The organism is Devosia pacifica, from assembly GCF_014652635.1.
GTDB lineage: Bacteria > Pseudomonadota > Alphaproteobacteria > Rhizobiales > Devosiaceae > Devosia > Devosia pacifica.
This window is the reverse complement of sequence record NZ_BMZE01000001.1, coordinates 34739-55696: the sequence shown is the minus strand read 5'-3', so window position 1 is coordinate 55696 and position 20958 is coordinate 34739. Positions and strand designations below refer to the sequence as shown.

At 58.5% G+C, this 20958-nt stretch carries 22 protein-coding genes and 4 tRNA genes; 11 read left to right on the top strand and 15 right to left on the bottom strand.

Translation table 11 applies throughout. From position 1 onward, the window contains the following. The first annotated feature begins 77 nt into the window (after positions 1-77). A tRNA-Pro gene (locus tag IE127_RS00300) sits at positions 78-154 on the top strand. A 79-nt stretch (positions 155-233) separates the two neighbouring features. After that, entirely contained in the window at positions 234-539 is a 306-nt protein-coding gene (locus IE127_RS00295) for an ETC complex I subunit (protein WP_189422338.1), read from the top strand. Between the two features lie 102 nt (positions 540-641). Here IE127_RS00295 and IE127_RS00290 read toward each other — a convergent pair whose 3' ends face one another. From IE127_RS00290 to IE127_RS00255, 8 genes are all read right to left on the bottom strand, one after another. Further along, the gene (locus IE127_RS00290; protein WP_189422336.1) at positions 642-1790 is read right to left on the bottom strand and encodes a Gfo/Idh/MocA family protein; all 1149 of its coding nucleotides are present in this window, start codon (positions 1788-1790) and stop codon (positions 642-644) included. Positions 1791-1799: 9 nt separating this feature from the next. Then, on the bottom strand, positions 1800-2852 hold the full coding sequence (locus IE127_RS00285) for a sugar phosphate isomerase/epimerase family protein (protein WP_189422334.1): 1053 nt from the start codon (positions 2850-2852) through the stop codon (positions 1800-1802). A 145-nt stretch (positions 2853-2997) separates the two neighbouring features. After that, positions 2998-4140 carry a Gfo/Idh/MocA family protein gene (locus IE127_RS00280; RefSeq protein ID WP_189422332.1) on the bottom strand — a complete coding sequence of 381 codons (1143 nt, stop codon included), beginning with the start codon at positions 4138-4140 and terminating at the stop codon, positions 2998-3000. Between the two features lie 4 nt (positions 4141-4144). After that, a complete protein-coding gene (locus tag IE127_RS00275) occupies positions 4145-4891 on the bottom strand; it encodes a sugar phosphate isomerase/epimerase family protein (protein WP_189422330.1) in 747 nt (248 codons plus the stop codon). Between the two features lie 95 nt (positions 4892-4986). After that, positions 4987-6081 (bottom strand): ABC transporter ATP-binding protein, encoded by a 1095-nt coding sequence (locus tag IE127_RS00270; protein ID WP_189422328.1) that lies wholly within the window; start codon positions 6079-6081, stop codon positions 4987-4989. 5 nt (positions 6082-6086) lie between these two features. Beyond that, the gene (locus tag IE127_RS00265) at positions 6087-6974 is read right to left on the bottom strand and encodes a carbohydrate ABC transporter permease (RefSeq protein WP_373297293.1); all 888 of its coding nucleotides are present in this window, start codon (positions 6972-6974) and stop codon (positions 6087-6089) included. A gap of 56 nt (positions 6975-7030) precedes the next feature. Further along, positions 7031-7948 carry a carbohydrate ABC transporter permease gene (locus tag IE127_RS00260; RefSeq protein ID WP_373297292.1) on the bottom strand — a complete coding sequence of 306 codons (918 nt, stop codon included), beginning with the start codon at positions 7946-7948 and terminating at the stop codon, positions 7031-7033. Between the two features lie 105 nt (positions 7949-8053). After that, positions 8054-9295 carry an ABC transporter substrate-binding protein gene (locus IE127_RS00255; RefSeq protein WP_189422324.1) on the bottom strand — a complete coding sequence of 414 codons (1242 nt, stop codon included), beginning with the start codon at positions 9293-9295 and terminating at the stop codon, positions 8054-8056. A gap of 116 nt (positions 9296-9411) precedes the next feature. On the opposite strand from IE127_RS00255, the gene IE127_RS00250 reads away from it, so the two are divergent. The 3 genes from IE127_RS00250 to IE127_RS00240 all read left to right on the top strand — a co-directional run bounded on the left by IE127_RS00250 (position 9412) and on the right by IE127_RS00240 (position 11295). Beyond that, complete coding sequence (locus IE127_RS00250; protein ID WP_210310392.1) at positions 9412-10542, top strand: LacI family DNA-binding transcriptional regulator; 1131 nt, start codon at positions 9412-9414, stop codon at positions 10540-10542. A 54-nt stretch (positions 10543-10596) separates the two neighbouring features. After that, a tRNA-Arg gene (locus IE127_RS00245) sits at positions 10597-10673 on the top strand. A 28-nt stretch (positions 10674-10701) separates the two neighbouring features. Then, on the top strand, positions 10702-11295 hold the full coding sequence (locus IE127_RS00240) for a uridine kinase family protein (protein WP_189422319.1): 594 nt from the start codon (positions 10702-10704) through the stop codon (positions 11293-11295). A 21-nt stretch (positions 11296-11316) separates the two neighbouring features. Here the strand turns inward: IE127_RS00240 and IE127_RS00235 are convergent, their stop codons facing one another. Together IE127_RS00235 and IE127_RS00230 are read right to left on the bottom strand one after the other, a co-directional pair. Continuing rightward, entirely contained in the window at positions 11317-13869 is a 2553-nt protein-coding gene (locus IE127_RS00235; protein ID WP_189422317.1) for an ABC transporter permease, read from the bottom strand. Further along, positions 13869-14645, bottom strand: a complete 777-nt coding sequence (locus IE127_RS00230; RefSeq protein ID WP_211198857.1) for an ABC transporter ATP-binding protein — start codon at positions 14643-14645, stop codon at positions 13869-13871. The genes IE127_RS00235 and IE127_RS00230 overlap by 1 nt, the downstream gene beginning before the upstream one ends. 159 nt (positions 14646-14804) lie before the next feature. On the opposite strand from IE127_RS00230, the gene IE127_RS00225 reads away from it, so the two are divergent. Further along, positions 14805-15323 carry a hypothetical protein gene (locus IE127_RS00225; protein WP_189422315.1) on the top strand — a complete coding sequence of 173 codons (519 nt, stop codon included), beginning with the start codon at positions 14805-14807 and terminating at the stop codon, positions 15321-15323. 36 nt (positions 15324-15359) lie between these two features. Here the strand turns inward: IE127_RS00225 and otnI are convergent, their stop codons facing one another. After that, positions 15360-16136: a 2-oxo-tetronate isomerase gene (otnI, locus tag IE127_RS00220; RefSeq protein ID WP_189422313.1), complete on the bottom strand. Its 777-nt coding sequence runs from the start codon at positions 16134-16136 to the stop codon at positions 15360-15362. A gap of 288 nt (positions 16137-16424) precedes the next feature. Here otnI and trhA point away from each other — a divergent pair, with 288 nt between their 5' ends. Then, positions 16425-17114, top strand: coding sequence for a PAQR family membrane homeostasis protein TrhA (gene trhA / locus IE127_RS00215; RefSeq protein WP_189422311.1), 690 nt, complete (start codon positions 16425-16427; stop codon positions 17112-17114). 2 nt (positions 17115-17116) lie between these two features. Here trhA and IE127_RS00210 read toward each other — a convergent pair whose 3' ends face one another. From IE127_RS00210 to IE127_RS00200, 3 genes are read right to left on the bottom strand one after another with little or no spacing between them, the layout of a single operon-like run. Beyond that, entirely contained in the window at positions 17117-17500 is a 384-nt protein-coding gene (locus IE127_RS00210) for a hypothetical protein (protein ID WP_189422310.1), read from the bottom strand. Further along, a complete protein-coding gene (locus IE127_RS00205) occupies positions 17497-17982 on the bottom strand; it encodes a DUF192 domain-containing protein (protein ID WP_189422309.1) in 486 nt (161 codons plus the stop codon). The genes IE127_RS00210 and IE127_RS00205 overlap by 4 nt, the downstream gene beginning before the upstream one ends. Positions 17983-18012: 30 nt before the next feature. Further along, entirely contained in the window at positions 18013-18633 is a 621-nt protein-coding gene (locus IE127_RS00200; protein ID WP_189422308.1) for a cold-shock protein, read from the bottom strand. Between the two features lie 202 nt (positions 18634-18835). On the opposite strand from IE127_RS00200, the gene IE127_RS00195 reads away from it, so the two are divergent. The 4 genes from IE127_RS00195 (at position 18836) to IE127_RS00180 (ending at position 20120) form a co-directional block, all read left to right on the top strand. Further along, the gene (locus tag IE127_RS00195) at positions 18836-19255 is read left to right on the top strand and encodes a VOC family protein (RefSeq protein ID WP_189422307.1); all 420 of its coding nucleotides are present in this window, start codon (positions 18836-18838) and stop codon (positions 19253-19255) included. Positions 19256-19386: 131 nt separating this feature from the next. Next, complete coding sequence (locus IE127_RS00190) at positions 19387-19851, top strand: YcbK family protein (protein ID WP_189422306.1); 465 nt, start codon at positions 19387-19389, stop codon at positions 19849-19851. Positions 19852-19920: 69 nt separating this feature from the next. Beyond that, positions 19921-19995: transfer RNA gene (locus IE127_RS00185), tRNA-Glu, on the top strand. Between the two features lie 50 nt (positions 19996-20045). Continuing rightward, positions 20046-20120 (top strand) — tRNA-Glu (locus tag IE127_RS00180). 52 nt (positions 20121-20172) lie between these two features. On the opposite strand, the gene IE127_RS00175 is transcribed toward IE127_RS00180, so the two are convergent. Next, positions 20173-20838 (bottom strand): polysaccharide deacetylase family protein, encoded by a 666-nt coding sequence (locus tag IE127_RS00175; protein WP_189422305.1) that lies wholly within the window; start codon positions 20836-20838, stop codon positions 20173-20175. Positions 20839-20958: the final 120 nt, after the last annotated feature.

Here is a 20958-nt window from a genome sequence, read left to right as displayed (position 1 = left end):
CGCTTAACGTCAATGGAAAGAGCGAAGCTTGGCCTTGCCCTTTGCTTGCGAAGCTTGTAACGGGAGATGGTGATTTTCGGGGTATAGCTCAGCCTGGTAGAGCACCGGTTTTGGGAACCGGGGGTCGAGTGTTCGAATCACTCTGCCCCGACCATCACAGTAGCGGCGGCTCTTGACCGCCATGGCAGAGATGCCAAGATCTTGTGCGTAGTACGCTTGAGACGAGGACCACAATGACCGCCCGCATCTACCGTCCCTCCCCCAACGCCATGCAGTCGGGACGTGGAAAGTCGAAGCAGTGGTTGCTTGTGCATGAGCCGCTTGCGCCGCACCAGATAGAACCACTCATGGGCTACACCACCTCCGCCGATACGCGCCAGCAGATCAAGCTGTCGTTCTCGACCCTTGAAGCCGCTGAAGCCTACGCGCAAAAGAACGGCATTCCCTACACTGTTCAGCCGGTGCACCAGACGACGCCAAAGCGGGTATCCTATTCAGACAATTTCCGTGCTGGCCGGAAGACTCCCTGGACGCACTGAATTTGTAGCTCGACTGCGGGCTCTGTCTCACCAGCGTTGATCAGACGAAAAAGGGCCGCGCAGTAGCGGCCCTTGTGCTTTTATGCATCTGAGTGCCTGCAATTACCCTTCGAGGGTCACCCAGGCCGCATCCTGCTCACTTGAGCGGACAGCTGCCATGATGAACTGCATGCCTTCAATACCGTCTGCCATGGAAGGCAAGACATCCGTGTATTCTGCACCATCGCCACGGATGATGGCGGCGAACTGCGTATAAAGGGTCGCAAAGGCCTCGAGGTAGCCTTCCGGGTGACCGGGTGGCACGCGCACGCCCATATGCTCGGCAGGGGCAACGCCGATTGCACCACCGCGGGTGAGCAATTGCTTGGGCTTGCCGAACTCGGTGAACCACATCTGATTGGGATTGTCCTGACGCCACTCGATGCCGGCCTTATCGCCATAGACCCGCAGCTGCAGCCCGTTCTCGCAACCGACAGCCACCTGGCTCGCCCACAACATGCCTTTTGCTCCGCCTTCGAAGCGCAGCATGATGTGCACATTGTCATCAAGCTGCCGGCCCGGCACGAATGCCGTCAGGTCAGCCGCCAGCTTCTCGGTCTTCAGGCCGGTGACAAAGCGCGCCAGGTTGTAGGCGTGCGTTCCGATATCGCCAATGGCGCCCCCGGCACCGGACCGTTTCGGATCGACGCGCCAAGAGGCCTGCTTGTTATCTTCGTCGGTCTTTTCGGTCAGCCAATCCTGTGGGTATTCCACCTGGACCACACGGATCTTGCCAAGGGCGCCGGACTGCACCATCTCGCGCGCTTGGCGCATGAGCGGATAGCCCGTGTAGTTGTGCGTCAGCAGGAACTTCGCGCCGTTCTTCGGCGTCACCGAAGCCAGAGCCTGCGCATCCTCTAGTGAGGATGAAAGCGGCTTGTCGCAGATGACGTGGATGCCCGCCTCAAGGAATGCCTTCGCCGGACCGAAGTGCATGTGGTTGGGAGTGACGATCGACACCGCCTCGATCCCATCCTCGCGCGCAGCTTCCGCGCGGGCCATTTCCTCATAATCGGTGTAGATCCGGTCGTCAGCCAGTCCAAGCTCGCGCCCCGACTCCTTGGCGACTTCCGGCCGCGAGGACAAGGCCCCTGCAACCAGCTGATACTCCCCGTCTATGCGCGAGGCGATGCGGTGCACGCCGCCGATGAAAGCACCGGCGCCGCCGCCGACCATGCCAAGTCGAATGGGTCTGTTGCGGTTTTCAGCCATCGTCTCCCCCTAAAGCCCGAGCATCTTGCGGTTAGCAGCGTCGTCCGTGCCGGACGCCGCGAAGTCGTCGAAGGCGCGTTCGGTCACACGGATGATATGAGCATCGATGAACTCTGCGCCCTCACGCGCACCATCTTCAGGATGCTTGAGCGCACATTCCCATTCGAGCACAGCCCAGCCGGCAAAGTCATACTGTGCCATCTTCGAAAAGATGCCTGCAAAATCGACCTGCCCGTCGCCAAGAGAGCGGAAGCGCGCCGCGCGGTCCACCCAGTTCTGGAAGCCGCCATATACGCCCTGCCGACCAGTCGGATTGAACTCAGCGTCCTTGACGTGGAACAGCTTGATTCGGTCCTTATAGATATCGATGAACTCGAGATAATCGAGCTGCTGCAGCAGGAAGTGGCTTGGGTCGTAGAGGATGTTGGCACGTGGATGGTTATTCACATGCTCAAGGAACATCTCATAGCTGATGCCGTCGTGCAGGTCTTCGCTCGGGTGCAGCTCGTAACCAACGTCGACGCCTGCTTCATCGAAAGCATTCAGAATTGGCGTCCAGCGGCGTGCGAGCTCGGAGAATGCCTCGTCGATCAGGCCCGCCGGGCGTTGCGGAAACGGGTAAAGGAACGGCCAGGCGAGGCCGCCAGAGAATGTTGCATGGCCGGTGAGCCCCAAGTTCTGAGACGCTTTGGCAGCCCAGTGAAGCTGCTGAACCGCCCATTCCTGACGTGCTTTCGGATTGTTGTGTACTTGCGCTGGCGCAAAGCCGTCCATCGGCAGATCGTAAACCGGATGCGCAGCGACCAGCTGGCCCTGAAGATGCGTCGACAGCTCGGTGATTTCGAGCCCGTGCTCGGCAACAGTGCCTTTCAACTCATCCGCATAGGTCTTTGATTCCGCAGCCTTTTGCAGGTCTATGAAATCTGTGACCCAGGTCGGGATCTGAACGCCCTTATAGCCATAGTTTGCAGCCCAGCCGCAAATCGCGTCCAACGAATTGAACGGCGCCGCATCCCCTGCGAATTGGGCCAAAAAGATACCTGGCCCTTTGATGGTGCGCATAATCATCCTCCGCTTGTATCCGCCGCATCACTTCCAGTGAGGCACGTACCTCATGCTGCATCGGCGATTATAATGAGACAGTGCCGAGCGTCAGCCCGGCACCACCATTCGAGAGCTTATTTGTCCTGCCCACCCTGTCAAGCGATCAGCCCTTGAGCAGGGCCTGCGCATCTTGGGGCGACAGGGCAAGCGGTCGGTCACAGGTCGTCTGCATTGTCAGAACCGAACCAGACTCTGCGGCCTTGAGAAGCGAAGTCATGACTTCTACGGCGTGCAGCGCCACATCCTGTCCGCAACGTGCAGGGCGCCCCTCTTCAAGCGCCGCAAGCATATCCGCTAGACCGGCGGTGCGGTAGTTGGCACGCGGCGATGGCTTGTCGAGATCCTGGTTCAACACTCCAAATGGATGATCCCAGGCTTCGACGTCAGTCTTTTCTCCGGCGCGGTCGGTAATGGTCAGATCACCACCGAAGAAATTGGGATCTGGCACATAGATGGTACCTTCAGTGCCATACAACTCGATATTGTGGTGACCGTGGCTCGACACGTCCCAGCTCGCGCCAATCGTAACAACCGCGCCACTGGCGAACTCCAGCACACCGTGGATGGTGGTAGGTGTCCCAACCTTGACCGAGGTGCCCTTGTAAGGACCTTCAGCGGTCACCTCGCGTTCGGTACGTGCCATGTTGGCAAAAGCGGTAACGCGCTTCACCGGCCCGATGAGGTGGATGAGGTTTGTGACGTAGTACGGTCCGATATCGAGAATCGGACCGGCTCCAACCTGAAAGAAGAATTCCGGATTGGGGTGCCAGTGCTCCATGCCACGGCTCATCACATGCGTCGTTCCGGACGTGATCTTGCCGAGTTTGCCGCTGTCGATGATGTCGCGAGCCTGCTGGTGCGCACCACCGAGAAAGGTGTCAGGCGCACTACCCACGGCCAGATTGCGCTCTTCCGCCGCCTTGCGAAGGGCCAGGCCCTCCTCAAGCGTCAGGACGAACGGCTTTTCCGAATACAGATGCTTGCCAGCGCTGATGGCATCCATCGCCACCTTGTAGTGAGCCGCCGGGATAGTGAGGTTCACCACCACGTCAACTTCGCTGTTGTTCAACAGTTCATCCGGACTTTGCGCGGCGACACCAAATTCGTCAGCACGCTTTTTCGTGGCATCCGGGTTGATGTCAGCAACCGCACGGATTTCCAGCCCTTTGAACAATGGCGCAAGCCGCAGGTAGGCGCTCGAGATATTGCCGGCACCCATGATGCCGACGCCGTAAGTCTTGGCCATCGGATTATTTCCAGTTCTTGGCGGTTGCGATAGAACGGCTGGCAAAGCGCTCGAAATCGGCAGGATTATCGTGTTCGGCGACGAAATAGCGGGCCTTGGTCTTCTCTGTGACGTCGTTGATGAGCTCGTTCCAGTTCATCACGCCGTGGCCAACGTCGGCCCAGCCATCTTCATCGCTGTTCTCACCTTCAGGAGCCAGATCCTTGACGTGGACAGCTGTGATGCGATCGCCGAACTTGTCCATCCATGCACGCGGGTCATTCTGGCCACGGACCACCCAGGCGACATCCATCTCCCATTCGATATCCGGGGCGCCATCGAGCAGGATGTTCATCGGCAAAGCACCAGAGGCCGTCGGCCAGAACTCGAAATGATGGTTATGCCAGCCAAAGCCATAGCCCTTGGCGGTATAGGTGCGGCTCAACCCGCCCAAGGTCTCGGCCAACTGCTTCCAGTCGTCTTCGCCCTGCTCCCATTTTTCGCGCGGGATGGCCGGACAATAGAGAGTCTTGATCCCCACCTTTTCTGCAATCGACAGGGTGGCGTCGGTATCCATCAACTGGTCGAGGCCAATATGCGCAGTGGGCATAGTGAGATTGTTGGCTTTCAGGCTGGAGACGAGCGCATCGACATCCTGAAACAGGCCGCCAAAGCCCTCGACCTGTGAATAGCCAAGTTCCGACAGTTTCGCGAGAACGGAATCGAGCGGCGGGAAATTGCGCGCGCTGTAGAGCTGGAATGATAGGTCCATCGGTTGAACTTTCTTGATTGGCACGGCAGCCGGGTCCGCAGCGACTGCCGCGGCCCGACGCACGATTAAGGGAGCATCTCCCGAAGATTGTTAGCCTAGAGCCGGTTCGTCGTCTCAACGTCGAAGATCGACCCGCGTCCGGGATCAAACCCGACCCGAAGCTTCTGGCCCGCCTTGAGGTCGAGCTCGCTGTCAGCACGCGCCGAGACAGAGACACCACCGACAGTGGTATAGGCAAGAGTGTCCGATCCCATGGGCTCGACAATCTCTATCACGACGTCTTCCTGATAGGGCATGGATGCCGCAGCCTCGCCGACAAGGATATGCTCCGGCCGGATGCCGAGAACCGCTTTGGTCGACCCGCTCTTTGGCTTGGTTTCGAACTCGTACCCGCCGACCGGAATGGTCGTACCGCTCTCAAGCCGAATGGTCGGTTGATCACCGCCGATCAGATCACCTTCAAGAAAATTCATCGAAGGAGAGCCGATGAAGCCGGCGACGTAGAGATTGGTCGGACGATTATAGATCGTGTGTGGATCCGCCAATTGCTGAATCACACCATTCTTCATGATGGCAATACGATCTGCGAGCGTCAGCGCTTCGATCTGGTCGTGGGTGACGTAGATCATCGTGTTCTTGAGACGCTGGTGCAAGCGCTTGATCTCGACGCGCAAATCGCTACGCAGCTTGGCGTCGAGGTTGGACAGCGGTTCGTCGAACAGGAAGACATCAACATCACGCACAAGCGCGCGGCCAATGGCAACACGCTGACGCTGGCCACCAGAAAGTGCCGCAGGTTTGCGCTTGAGAAGCGGTTCGATCTGCAGGATCTCGGAGGCGCGCTTAACGCGCTGATCGATTTCCTTCTTGTCCATCCCCGCGACGCGCAGGCCGAACGAGAGGTTCCGCTCCACGGTCATCTGCGGATAGAGCGCATAAGACTGGAAGACCATGCCGATACCACGGTCTTTCGGCTCTTCCCACGTCACGTTCTTGCCGCTGATGAAGATCTGCCCGCCGGTAACGTCGAGAAGCCCTGCAATACAGTTCAGCAAAGTCGACTTGCCGCAGCCCGAGGGGCCGAGAAGGACGATGAACTCGCCCTGCCCGATATCAAGATTGAGATGCTCTAGAACCCGGACATTGCCAAAGCTCAAGGAGAGGTCGCGAATGGAAACACTGTGATCCATGAGGCTTACCCTTTCACCGCGCCGGCGGCGATGCCGCGAACGAACAGGCGGCCTGAGATGAAGTAGATGATCAACGGCACAAGACCCGTGAGGATGGTGGCAGCCATGTTGACATTATATTCCGGGCTGCCCTGTGCCGAGTTGACGATGTTGTTGAGCTGGACGGTCATCGGGTAGTTCTGCGTGCCCGCAAAGACCACGCCGAACAGGAAGTCGTTCCAGATACCGGTGACCTGCAGGATCAACGCGACGACGATAATCGGCAACGACATCGGCAACATGATCTCGAAGAAGATGCGCCAGAAGCCGGCCCCATCGACACGGGCCGCCTTGAAGAGCTCCACCGGCAGAGATGCGAAGTAGTTGCGGAACAGCAGTGTCAGGATCGGCATGCCGAAGATGGTGTGCACCAGGATAACCGCCCAGATCGAGCCGTAGATTCCTAGCTCACGCGTGATCATCACCAGCGGATAAATCATGACCTGGTAGGGAATGAACGAGCCGAAGATCAGGATCGAGAAGAAGATTTCCGAGCCTTTGAACTTCCAGTTGACGAGACCATAGCCATTAACCGCCGCAACGACCGTGGAAAGCAACACCGACGGGATCAGAATCTTGACGGAGTTCCAAAAGCCCGGGTTTAGGCCGTTACAGGTCAGTCCTGTGCAGGCTGAGGTCCATGCCTTCACCCACGGCTCGCCCGTGAATTCGATCGGTGGTGCGAATATGTTCCCAAACCGGATCTCCGGCATCGTCTTGAACGATGTCACGACCATCACGTAGAGCGGGAAAAGGTAATAAAGACATGCAACGAACAGGATCGAGTACAGAACGATCCGCTTGGGCGTGAAGAAGGGCTTCGGACGAGGACCGTGGTTCCCCTCAAGCCGCATGCCCTTATTATCCACCGCATCGAGCGCGACATTGGTTGAAAGCTGTGCGGGATTGCTCATGACTTCTTACTCCGCCCGCCGAATTCGAGGTAGGCCCAAGGCACAATGATAATCATTACGGTGACCAACATCATGGTCGATGCCGCCAGAGCCTGGCCGATATTTCCCGCAGTGAACATGTAGTCGTAAACGTACTTGGCCGGCACTTCAGAGGCGATGCCTGGACCGCCATTGGTCAAGGCTACCACCAGATCATACAGACGCACGATACCGGCACCGACCAGCACGACGGCTGTAACGAATACGCCGCGCATCATCGGCAGAACAATAAAGAGGTAGGTGCGCCAGGCCGGAATGCCGTCGACGCGGGCAGCCTTCCAGATGTCATCGTCGATGCTGCGCAATCCGGCCAGCATCAGCACCATGACAAATCCGGTACCCTGCCAAAGCCCAGCGATCAGCAGCGCATAGATGACCATGTCTGACTGTGCGATCCAGTCGAACGTGAAGCTTTCCCAACCCATGTTGCGCAGCGTGCCTTGCAAGCCGAGCGTCGGGTTCATGATCCACTGCCAGACCAGGCCCGTCACGATGAAGGACAAGGCGAACGGGTAGAGCATAATCGTGCGGAAGGCACTCTCGAAGCGGACCTTTTGATCCAGAAGCACCGCCAGCAGGAAACCGAGCGAAAGCGTCAGAACGAGAGAAAATGCGCCGTACCAGATCAGATTGCTGACGGAGCGATTCCAGCGCGAGGTGTTGAAGAGGCGCTCATACTGCTCAAAGCCAACGAAATCCCCGGTTGGCAGCAGGCGCGAGTCGGTGAACGAGTACCAGATGGTCCACAGCGTGCAGCCGATAAACACGACGAGCACTGTGACCACCATGGGGGTGGCTGCGATTTTGGCCGACAGGTTATGAGTGAGAACGCGGCCCAGGCTGCGCCTTGCTTTCCCCTCGTCCTGGTAGCGCACCTCATCGCTAGATGTGGCTTGAGTCAAAGGTATGCCCCTCCGTTGGGGATGCAGCGGCCGGATTGCTCCGGCCGCTGCAAGTGTTTTGTCAAAAGGTTTGCAGGATTAGTCGGCGCTCTCGATGATCGAGGCATAGCGATCGATGTACTCATCAACCGAGATGCTGTCGTCGTCGAGGAACTCGATATTGAGGTCCTGCATCTGCTGCTGCGTGTCGCTCGAAAGCGCGAAGTCACCCGATGGCAGAAGGCCATTGTCGAGCAGCACGAGCGCCTTCTGCATGCAGGGGTTTGCCGCTTCGAGATCGATGTCCGTACGGATCGGCATCGAGCCCTTCTTCAGATTGAACGCCAGCTGCGCTTCCGGCGAGATCAGCAGTTTTGCCAGTTCGGTCTGTGCTTCGATCACTTCCGGATCGGTGCCATCTGGCAGAACCGGGAAGAAGAACGAGTCGCCACCGCCGGTAAGCTGATCGTTCATGCCGAGGCCCGGCAGACACTCATAGTCTTCGCCAGGCGTACCACCAGCCACCTGCAGGTCACCCTGCAGCCAGTCGCCGTGGATGTTACCGGCAGCCTCACCCTGAAGCAGCTGGTTACCGACGTCGCCGAAGGACGGGACCATCGTTTCCGGAGAAACAACGCTGCGGATATCATCGAGAGCTTCGGCAACTTCACGGAATTCCGGGCTGCGGACGGCTTCGACGCTCTTGTCGCGGTTGATCTCAAGCACGAGATCGCTACCGCCGATACCAGCCATCAGAACGCCCGGAACGCCGGCAATCGGCCAACCGGAGGCGAGACCGAACGGCAGAATTCCAGCTTCTTCAAGAGCCGGCCAGGACGCGACATACTCATCCCAGGTGGTCGGGACAGGCTGGCCGATTTCTTCATATGCGGCGGTCGACAGCCAGAGCCAATCCCACGAGTGAATGTTCACCGGGAAGCAGTAGATGCGCCCTTCGTAGGTGCACGGCTCGAGCAGGGATTCGTCGACATAGAAATCGCGGATATTCATTTCTTCCGCGATGTCGGTCAGGTCGCGCATCAAGCCGGCCTGGATCAGTTCCTCGGCGTCGCGGCCGGTATTCATCTGGGTCGCACCCATCGGGTTGCCACCGAGAATACGGCTGATGATCACCGGATTTGCGCCGGTACCAGAGCCTGCAAGCGCACTGTCGACCCAGGTGTTGCCGGTTTCTTCCTCGAACACGCGAGCGAATTCGGCAACAGCCGCAGCCTCACCGGCAGAGGTCCACCAGTGGGTTACTTCCAGATCGGCTGCGAAAGCAGAGGTCGAGCCGAGCAGAGCAGTCGCCATTGCGGCGACTACCACAGATTTCTTCATGATTAGTCCTCCCAACATTCATATGGAGCCAGTGCTCCTGCTTGTGGCTCCAGCGGCTCAATTGCCTTCGGCGCCACGCGCAATGTAATCGATTGCACGGCTGACGCGAAGGTCTCATGCAATCGATTTCATCAGCTTTCATCTTTTGTTGCAGGGCTGTCAAGTTGCAATTACACAAAGCCTTGGAGGACGGCGTAGGGGGAGTGCCAAGAGCTATGGTTGCCAGTCGAAGACCACCGACGATTCAAGACGTTGCACGGCATGCTTCAGTATCCACAGCAACTGTCAGCCGTGCCTTGTCCTCGCCGGAACGCGTGTCGGTACGCACGCGCGAACGGATCGATCAAGCGATTGCTGCGACCGGCTACACGCTTAATCAGGCCGCGCAGTCTTTACGCCGTCAGCGTGCAAAGACCATTGTCATTGCGCTGCCGAACGTTGGAAATCCGTTCTATTCGACCATTCTCGACGCCGTGGTTATGGAAGCTGGGGAGCACGGGTATGGCGTACTCGTTGCCAATCGTCAGCCGGATGATCCGATCGAATGGCTGCGTGACTACTTCTTCTCGAGCCGCGCCGACGGGCTGGTACTGTTCGATGCCACACTCGACGCACCTGCCCTACAGAGCCAACTCGCCGCGCATGGAGACGTGCCCTTCGTGGTGGTGGCTGACGAGGTGGTCGAGCCATTCCTCAACCTTGTAACGAGTGACAATTACGATGCTTCGCGACGAGCGGTGCAGCACCTCGTGGCGCTGGGGCACACCAAGATCGGGCATTTAAGCGGCCCGCAGATCGGTCATTACCGGAACGAGCGCACCGCCGGCTTTATCGACGCAATGAAAGCCAATGATCTAAAGTTGTGTGACGATTGGCTGATGCGCGGCAATCATGTCGCCAGCAGCGGGTTCGCCGCCGCAGAGAATTTTCTGCGGATGACCAACAGGCCCAGCGCCCTTTTCTGCGCAAACGACGAAATGGCGCTTGGCTTCATTTCGCGCGTACATCAAGCGGGCCTCACGTGCCCTCAAGACGTCTCCCTGGTCGGATTTGACGACATTTCGATGGCGGAGTTTCTGTCTCCGCCGCTGACCACGATGCGTCAAAAACGCAATGAGCTCGGTCGCCTGAGCACTGAAGCCCTTATCTCGCTGATTGAAGGGCGTCGTAAGCCACAGCCACCGTTCAGGGCCACTCTGCGCTGCGAGCTTGTGGTACGCGGCAGCACTGCACCACCCTGCTCTTGAGCAAAGGCAGGGGTTGGGTTGCGGCGCAGCTTGCGCTATTCAATTCCAATCAGCGGTCCCGTAGCTCAGCTGGATAGAGCAGCAGCCTTCTAAGCTGTTGGTCGCAGGTTCGAGTCCTGCCGGGATCGCCAGGCTCTTCACGAACGCAGATATCGCCGTATGACTGCAAGAGACTTGAAGCGTGCGATATCGTCTACCGAGGCATTGGGCGCCTGCTCGAGCGCACGATTTATTGCAATCGATGGGTTGCCAGTTAGCGGCAAGAGCACGTTCGCAGACCTCATTGTCGACTCGTACGATGCACAGGTCATCCTTCTCGATGACTTCGTAAGACCGGAGAGACAATGGCGCGGCCATGTCCGGCCTGCCTTTCCCTTCCCTTACATTCGCTACGACGAATTTCTCGAAGCTGTATCGGTCGTTCAGCGCGGTGGGGCTTGCTCCTACAAAGCCTATGACTGGCGCACCGGTGAAGTCGAACCCGACGCGCGAACAGTAACCTCAATGCGCCCTGTGATCGTCGAAGGCGTTTCCGCGCTTCACCAGGACCTCGCGCCTTTTTATGATGTGAGATTCTGGGTCGAGAGCGATGCCTCGAGTGTGCTCGAAGCAAGCCTTCAGCGCGGAACCGCGGGCTGGGAGAAAGAGTGGCGCGAACTCTTTCTCCCGAGTGTCGCGTTGTACCTGGAATCAGACCCCAAGGGCCGCGCGGACTACGTCGTGCGTGGTCGTGGCTATACGGATCCGAGTTAAACCGCCGACTACCGCTCCCGCCTACATCGTTCGCAACAACCGCGCCGGCCGAGTGGACAGCACCTGCCAGATCGTCATCGCGCCAAATGCGATTGTCAGGACGACGGCCCCGCCGCAGATAGCCAGCAACGCCGGCAGGTTGAGTTCGAATGCTGTATCGAGCGTCTGTCCCGTGACAACCCAGGCAAACGCAATGCCAAGGGCTGCTGCGACAATGGCGGCAAAGATGCCCAATACCGCATATTCCAGCGCGAACGCGCCGAGCACCTGTGCCCGAGTTGCGCCGAGCACCTTGTTCATGACCGCCGCCGCTTCGCGCCGCTTGCGCCCCGCCGTCAAGGTGCCGAGCAGAACCAACAAGCCGTTGATAACAGCCACTGCCCCGACGGCTGTCGCTGCCATAGTCAGTTGGTCAAGTACCGTCGAGAGTTGGTTCAGCGTGTCACCGACGGGGATGAACATTACGTCCGGGAACCCAGCGGCCAGCTCGCGCTGCGCCGCAACAACCGCATCCGGCGCGGCCTGCAACTTGCCGAAATATGTTGAGGGATAAGACTCTATCCATCCGGGCGAGAATGCCACCATGAAGTCGATGCCGTTCTGCCACTGGTAATCGCGTAAATTGGCAATGGTCGGCGTTACGATTTCGCCGAACATGGTGAGTTCCAGCTGATCGCCCACCGATAGGCCGAGCTCTGTGGCAATTTCCTCAGGCAGGGAAATCAGCGGGTCGCCGGAGTAGTCTTCCGGCCACCACTCACCCGCCGTGATGCGCGAACTCTCGGGGAGCGTACGCAGCCATGTGAGGGGAATCTCGCCACCGAACAAACCGGCTGTAGGCGGGGTGAGATTGCGATAGCTAGACGGTGCGGCGCCATTCACGCCAGTGACCTCCCCACGCAGCATCGGAGACCAGGAGAAGGACGAAAGCGTGCTGCTGTCTGCCACCATCTGTTCGAGAGTTTCGACCTCGTCGTCGAACAGGTCGGTCGCGACGAAATCTGGTGCGTCCCGCACGGCCAAACCAAGCAGCTGATTCTGCAAATTGTACTGCAGCAAGACGATGATCAGCAGCATGGTCAGGCCCAGGCCCGCTGAGGTAATGACGATCGGCGCGGTAGAGCCTGGCCGGTAAATGTTCCGAAGAGCATTGCGCAGCCATGCGCTCGGAGCGGGCGGCATGGCGTTCAGGAGGCTTTGAAGCGCCCACACGGCCAGCCGGAGCGCAATGACGGTGACCAGAGCCGCGAATGCATACGCGCCGACCAGCACGACATCGCCCGTCGTCAGGACCGCAAGAACGAACAGCGCCACGACCGCGAGCCCAATCGGAACCGAGATTTGTGGCCTGATCCAGCTTTTCCAGCGCGAGCCGCTATCGGCTGTGTTTCCTCCCAGTGAGCGGAAAAGCCGCGAGGGGCTGATGGCCTCGGCACGGGCCAGTGGAACGTAGGAGTAAGTAAATGCCGTCAGGTAGCCAAAAAGCGCGGCCGCTATAAGCGGGAACGGTTCTACGGTTGCGGCAAGCTGCACGTTCACTGCCGCACCGACAGACGGCAAAACCAACGCCGACGCGGCCGCGCCGATCGCCACACCGATTCCGACACCGACACTGGCCAGAACGAATATCTGCGTGAGGAAATGAACGCGGATTCGAAGCCCGGTCGCCCCGAGGCTGCGGAGAACTGCGATGGACGGCTCGCGTTCGCCAACATAGGCGGCGACGCCATTCGAAACACCCACCCCGCCGATCAGCAGCGATGAGAGCCCCACGATCAACAGGAAGCGCGAGAACATATCGTAGTACCGCACAAGATCGCCAATAGCGTCGCGCGGTGTGCGAACAGACCAAACCTCTTCACCGAGCTGCTGGTCGATCGACTCCAGCGCTTCTTCTTCAGTGAATCCGTCCAGCAGGACCTTATAGCGATGTTGCGTCAGCAGACCCGGCAGCGGGGCCTGCAGGTCTGAAATGGCGTCAAACCCTTCGCTGGAGATCAGCACCGGCAAGCCGATGCGGAAGCCGCGCACGGCAGCGTCAGGCACCGACCCGAGCGTTCCGCGTATCTCGAAACTGCTAGTGCCAATGCTGACGCTGTCACCGATGGCGACATTCAACCGGTCCAGCAGGAGTGCATCTACGAGCGCCCCATAGGTCCCTTCCTGCTCCCCGAGGTAACTGAAGGGCTTTTCGTCGACGCCGAACTGAGGAGAGGCAACGGCTCCGCGCAGTGGATAGGTCTCACCGGCGGCCATCAGATCGACAAGCGCCGTATCCTCGGAATTGGCAGCGCGAGCGTTCGTTTCGATGATGTGTGCAGCCTGCCCGAGCGATTGGATGAACGCGAGTTGGTCATCATCGGCGGCCCGCTCGGGCCGGGACAACTCTACGTCGCCACCGAGAATGCCAGCAGCATCACGCTCCGCTGCGGTGCGGACAGATGTACCGACAGAGCCGACAGCCGCAATGACGCCGGTACCCAGCGCAAGACAGGCCAGAAGGATACCGAACCTGCGCAGGTCGCCCCGGAGATCGAGGAGCCCTACCCTGATCCACGCGAACAGGCTTTGCATTATTGCTGCTCCGAAAGATCGGCCAGTTGTCCACGCGCCATCGTTAATTTGCGATCGGCGCGGTTGGCGAGCTGCCGATCGTGCGTGATCAGCAGTACCGCTGTGTTCTGCTCGCGCGCCATATTGAACATCAGGTCGATAACGCGCGCCCCGGTGTCCTCGTCGAGGTTGCCAGTCGGCTCGTCCGCCAGCAACAACAGGGGCTTGGTGACCATTGCGCGGGCAAGCCCCACACGCTGCTGCTCGCCACCTGACATCATGTTCGGCAGGTGCGTGAGACGTTCCTTGAGGCCAACTTCCTCGAGCGCCTTTGCGGCCGCCTCACGAATTTCTGGCAGCTTCATCTTCGGCTGGGCGATCTCAAGAGCCAGCGCCACATTCTCAAGCGCGGTCAGCGAGGGAATCAGGTGAAAGTTCTGGAAGAGGATGCCGACCGTGTTGCGACGAAACCGTGCGAGTTCGTCCTCATTGAGGCCGGTAATTTCCTTGCCGGCAATGAGGACTTGCCCGCCGGTGGCGCGATCAAGCCCGGCGAGGAGCATCAGCAAGGAGGTCTTGCCGCTGCCCGAAGGGCCAACAATTGCAACCACTTCAGCCGCGTCGACAGCGAGGTTCACATCCTTAAGGATGTGAAGATCTTCGCCAGCAGAGCGCAGCCCAAAATTGATACCCTTCGCCTCCACGACCGGTCCAGCATCGGCGCCAGGTGTCCGGTCACGAAGATTTTCCCGACCACGATCCACATGATCGGCTGCCCGGTTTGCCTCGTAATTCACTGTATCACCCTTTCACGGTCCAGCTGCTCTTGGCGGTCGGCGCCCCTGTAGGGCATTGCAACGGCTTGGCCAAATCCGCTTGGCGAATTACTGTCGCCGCAAATTCGAACTCCCGGAATATCGCGGGTCCTGCTTAAACGAAGGTTCAGGATAATGAGAATGATGAAACTCCTGCGTCGCGCACTAACGCTCAGCGGCCTGCTTGCCCCGATGCTTGTATCGCCGGCTTTTGCCGGCCCGGCAGAGTACAACCTGCTGGTCTCCTATATCGGCAACTGGCGCGGCTCGGGTCAGCTGGTTGGCGGAGACCGTCCGGAGTCCTTTAACTGCCGCATGAACATTGCCAAAGGCAATGACACCCGGATTAATTACGCGGGGCGATGTGCGCTTGTCGGTCTGAATCTTTCCGTAAGTGGCACAATTGCATACAACGACGCCAATAATCGTTATGAAGCGGCCATGAGTTCCAATGCAGGGTTTACCGGTCTTGCCATTGGGCAGCGGCAGGGGGACCAGATTTCGTTCGATCTGAGAGAACAGGGTCGCGACCAATCAGGCAACGATGTCAGCATCGGCTCCGAGATCATCCTCAAGGACGGCGGCATCACCGTTAATTTCCTCGTCGAGTTCAACGATTCCGGCGACACGATGAGTGCATCCGTCCCGTTCAACCGCTGACCAACCCGCAAGCTCAGCAGCAGAACACACGACGCCTCACCTGAAGGGCTGCATCCAGTGCAGCCCTTCGCTCGTTCCGGCAAGTGGTGTGTACTCACACCCTATGAAGCCCTGATATCCAGAGTCTTCAATCGCGCGCAAAACGTTGAAATAATTGATTTCTCCTGTGCCAGGCTCGTGTCTCCCAGGATTGTCTGCCAACTGGATATGCCCGATCTGGTCGTGCAGCCGCTTGAACGTTGCGATAAGATCTCCCTGCATGATCTGTGCATGATAAAGATCAAACTGTATCTTGAGGTTTGGGGACTCTACCCTCTCGAGAAGGCGTTCGGCATGATCCGTGTGTGAGAGAAAGAACCCCGGGATGTCCTTGAGATTAATCGGCTCGATTACGAGAAGGATGCCTTCGTCCGCGAGCATGGCCGCAGCCAGGCTAAGGTTATCTACGAAGACAGCCTCGAGTTCGGCGTGTGAGGCATGGGTGGGGGCAATGCCGGCAAGGCAGTTTAGCTTCGGGCACTCAAGAACCTTCGCGTACTGTATTGCTGTCTTTAGCCCCTCCTGAAACTCTTCCCTGCGATCAGGCAGACATCCAATGCCACGTTCGCCTGCATCCCACTGACCAGCGGGCAGGTTGAATAGGGCCTGTCTTAAGCCGGTTTCGTTCAAGATCTCTGCGACTGCTTCGGCCGGCTGGTCATACGGCGAGACATACTCCACTGCCTCAAACCCATCCTGTGCAGCGGCGCGAAACCGATCCAGAAATGGCAGATCGGGGTAGAGAAAAGAAAGATTGGCAGAAAAGCGGAGCACTAAGATTCCTCCGGTTGGGCGCCAGTAGACGCTAAAAAACCAGCGAACTGAACCAGAACAGAATCCAAATCGCAGCCCATCCGAGTGCGGCGAGAATAGCCAGCAGCAATAGCCGGCGTCGCATCAATGCGTCGATCCAGCGTTTGGAATTAGGCACAGCGGGCTCGGTTCTGGTGTTGAAAAGTCACATGCGGGGCACAAATAGACTATTTGGGCGATCGCCGCAGCCACCGCGTTAGTACTAGTGCATTGTCAGTTTTGTCGCGAGAGATTTGGCCGGAGCAATTCATGACGAAAGATAGTGGGACTGTCGCCTACTCATGGTGGAGCCGTCAGCAGCGCCCTTTCAGTTCCGGTGAGTTGTTGGCCGATGGCATAGTTCATGGCGTAGCCATTGCTGGTGCCATGATAGCGGGCGCGTTTCTTTTGTATCTGGCTTGGCGCCATACCGCACCAGATCAGGTACCCGCTCTCGCGCTCTATGTAACTACGCTCATTACTGTTCTCGGCGTCTCCTGTGCCTACAATATGTGGCCGGTGTCACCGATAAAAAAGCTGCTAGCCCGCCTCGATCAGGCGGCAATTTTTCTTTTTATTGCAGGGACATATACTCCGTTTCTTGCTGTTCTGAATCAGACAACTACAGTCACGGTACTGACGGCGATTGTCTGGGGAGCCGCACTCGTGGGGATGGCGTTAAAACTGCTGATTCCCGAGCGGTTCGGCCGTATGGCAATCCTGCTCTATCTGGGTATTGGCTGGAGTGGCGTTGCCGTATTCAAGTCACTCGCCGAAACCCTTCCTCCGACCACGTTGTGGCTGATTGTTGCTGGCGGCATAGCCTATTCCGCAGGAATTATCTTTCACCTGTGGGAGAAGATGAAGTTCCAGAACGCTGTTTGGCACGGTTTCGTGACGGTTGGCGCTGGCCTGCACCTGTGGGCAGTTTTCGATTTTATGGTAATCAACCGCCTCTGACCTCAGGCCGACACGTTCGTATAGAGCACCGCGATTGCCGCAATGGCCGCAATCGGTGTCATTAGCCGGCGCTCTGACTGACTTTTGGAACCCAGGTTCGCAAAGGTGTTGAGTGTGAGGAAGAGGAACACTGCCCAACACGGCCAGTACATCGCCGGGGACCACATCGAATAAAGAACACCCGCCCTGATGAGCACAATGACGCTCATCGCAAGGAGCACCGGAACGCTGGCGGCGCTGGCCACCTGAAGTCTCGGCGGGAGCACATCGCCGGCTTGTCCACCCCAGGCGAAGCGTCCCAGCGGGGCACCAAGAGCCAGAGCGGCCTGAAAGGCTGCGAGCAGCACAAAAATCAGACTGGCGACAACCGCGGCCAGAAGGGTCACGGGTCAGTTGCGGGAATACGCGTATGCTCGACCGTGTCTCCCGCCTCGAGGCCAATCTCTTCGGATCGTCCGCCAGGAATTTCCAAAACGAATTGCACCGGCCCATCGGACGGTATCGATGTGGGATCCTGCGGTCGCGCGTTGACGTGGACGTTCCGGACAACACCGTCAGCACCGATGAAGATCATATCGAGCGGGATCAGCGTGTTCATCATCCAGAAGGACACGCGCTGCTCTCCCTTGAAATCGAACAACATACCGGCGTCGTCGGCCAGGTTTTCCCGGTACATCAACCCTTGGGCGCGACTCTCGGGAGTATCGACCACCTCGACGTTGAACGTGAAGTCGCCGGTGCTGGTGTTGACCGTAAGTCTTGACTCATCGCTGCAGGCGGCGAGCGGTGTCGCAATTACCAAGGTAAACGCAAGGCTGGCGGTGCGGCCGAAGCGGGAGGCCTTCCCGCGGACTTTATCGAGGTACATCGGTCGCTTTCGTTGGCTGATGGTGCTGGCTCAGTGTGACGACGGGGCATCGCCCCAGCCGTCAGGACGAATCTCCGCGACCATCAGCCCCTTCGGCCCGTGACCGTAGCGGACGAGGACATACTGACCGGGCCGCAGTTCTGTAATGCCGAAGCGGCGCAAGGTCTCCATATGGACGAAAATATCGGGTTCCCCCTCCCCGGCTGACAAGAAGCCGAAGCCGCGCACGCGATTGAACCATTTGACAATCAGGCGCTCCATGCCGGAGGTCGGCTCAACCGTCACATGTGTGCGGGCTGCGGGCATCTGTGATGGATGCCGGACGGTCGACTCATCCATGGAAACAATGCGGAAGGCCTGCAGACCACCAGGGCGATTCAACGCTTCGACGACAATTCGCGCGCCTTCGTGCGCCGTCTGGTATCCGTCACGACGCAGACAGGTCACGTGCAGCAGCACGTCCGGAAGACCATTGTCAGGAATGATGAAGCCGAAGCCTTTGCCTGCATCGAACCATTTTATGGTCCCTTCAACCTCGATGGCGTCGGTTGAAGCCTGGCTGTCGCCGGCGCCCGTCTGGTGCACCTCATCTGCGCCAGAATACCCCCGATCGACCGGCTGATCGCCGTTTCCCGAATCCCTGGCCCCCATGGTCCCCAATGCCTTTATGTACTCGCCCCGCCGCAAGCGGGGTACTGAACAAGCCGAACCAACTCTGTCCGATTCATGCTGAAAAGTTAAGGAGGCGTTGAGAAATTCTTTAGGCTTGCGATTCGCGTGCCACAAACATCGCGCGTTGCCGATGAACCCGACGATTGGTAGGTGTTGCTACACACCAATTCGGAGGAAAACGATGCAGTATCTGCACACCATGGTCCGTGTCACCAATGTCGAGGAAAGCCTTCGCTTCTATTGCGAAGGCCTCGGACTAGAAGAAGTTCGCCGCAGCGAAAACGAGAAGGGGCGCTTCACGCTGATTTTCCTGCGCGCTCCGGGCGATGCCGGCGGTGAAGTCGAGTTGACGTATAACTGGGATCCGGAAACCTATTCAGGCGGCCGCAATTTCGGCCATCTCGCGTATCGTGTCGAGGACATCTACAAGCTGTGCCAGCACCTGAGCGACATGGGCGTGACCATCAACCGGCCGCCGCGCGACGGCCATATGGCATTCGTTCGCTCCCCCGACGGCATATCCGTTGAGTTGATCCAGGCCGGCGACGCGCTCGCCCCGCAAGAGCCGTGGGCTTCAATGGAGAACACCGGCTCCTGGTAAAAATCAGGCTTTACGTTTCGCTAACCAGTGCGCTTAGCGCGCGGTTAGCGAAACTTCTCGTATTTTAGAGACTTCAACAGACCGAACGAAATCGTTGCCCAATTGCAACAGATCGGACTGCGGAGTCGCTGATGAAATCCTTATTTGCCGCCGCCGCACTGGCAATCACCCTCGCAGGCTGTGTTCCGATGGCAATGTTCGCCAACGGTAGCGGATCCGGTTATCGGGGGCTCAAGTCGGACTGGGGCACCTACGTATCCCACAACAACGTCAATGCCTTCTGCCTCACCCCCAAGCTTCGCATGGCGATCTGGGACTTCGAAGGGCATTTTGGGCGCAAGGTCGTCATGAATTCCGGATTCCGTGACGCACACTACAATGCCAAAGTCGGGGGCGCATCGCGTTCATTCCATACCAAATGCATGGCAGCGGATTTCTACATTCCCGGCGTGCCGAAGGCACAGTTGATCGCGTTCGCGATGGGCAATGGCTATGTCGGCGGGCTCGGATGCTATCCAGGTCGCACGTTTATCCATATTGACGTACGCGAGCGTCCAAGAGGGTATCGCCGTCCGGTGACGTTTAACGGGTGCTAGTTTTCCACAATCGTTCGTTCAGGGGCTTGCGTCCGAAACGCAGCTTCACTATACGAACCCAGCGCTGACGCGCCCTTCGTCTATCGGTTAGGACGCCACCCTTTCACGGTGGAGAGAGGGGTTCGATTCCCCTAGGGCGTACCAGCACTTGCACACGACCCCTGCGCGCTTTATATCCGGCGTCAGGTTGTTATGCGCCCATCGTCTAGTGGTTAGGACACCGCCCTCTCACGGCGGGAACAGGGGTTCGAGTCCCCTTGGGCGTACCACCTTTTTTATTCTCACATCACGGCATAAACTTCCCGCTGGTCACGCCACCGGTTAGCCATGCGGTGGCACGTGCCGCGCTGCAGCCATCAGGTCGCTGCCGAATACACCATGGTGGCGTCCTTTTATCCCGACAACACTGAATCCACGCTCCTTGAGCCGTGTAAGCAGCGTCGGCAACATCTCGACTGTGCGCTGATGAATATCGTGCATGAGGATAATACCGCTCCTGCGGCGATCGAGTTGAGCAAGGGTACGCTCTACAATCTCGGCAGGGGTCGATTCGGTGTAGTCCTTGCTGTCGATGTCCACATCGAGAACAACGATGTCTGCGCGATATAGTCCTGCCCGCAGGAAAGGCGTCTCAGCGAGGTACGGAAACCGGAAGAATCGCTCCGGTTCCAGTCCTGCCGGGGCTAACGCCTCAACGACCGCAGCCTCGCCATCGATGATCGACCGCAGCGCGCTGTTCTCATCCAGCGAGTCGAGATGAGGATGATCATAGGTATGGGTTCCCACAGCGTGTCCGGCGAGAGCGACACGTTGGGCAAGCTCGGGGTGCTTCTTCGCTTCTGAACCGATCATCAAGAAGCTCGCCGTAACATCGAAACGGTTGAGTATCTCGAGTATCCGGTCGGTTTTCCCTGGCCGAGGCCCATCGTCGAACGTCAGCAGTACTTCACCATCGTTGAGGACGATCTCCTCAGTGGAGCCAATCACCAGCGTGCGTCCCCTCAACCCGGAAGCTGGAAACTCGGCGCTCATGGTGTTCGGAAATGCACGCAGTACGGCATCTCTCCCTCCTCCTTCACCTAACGCGCCTTGATCGCCACTATAGGC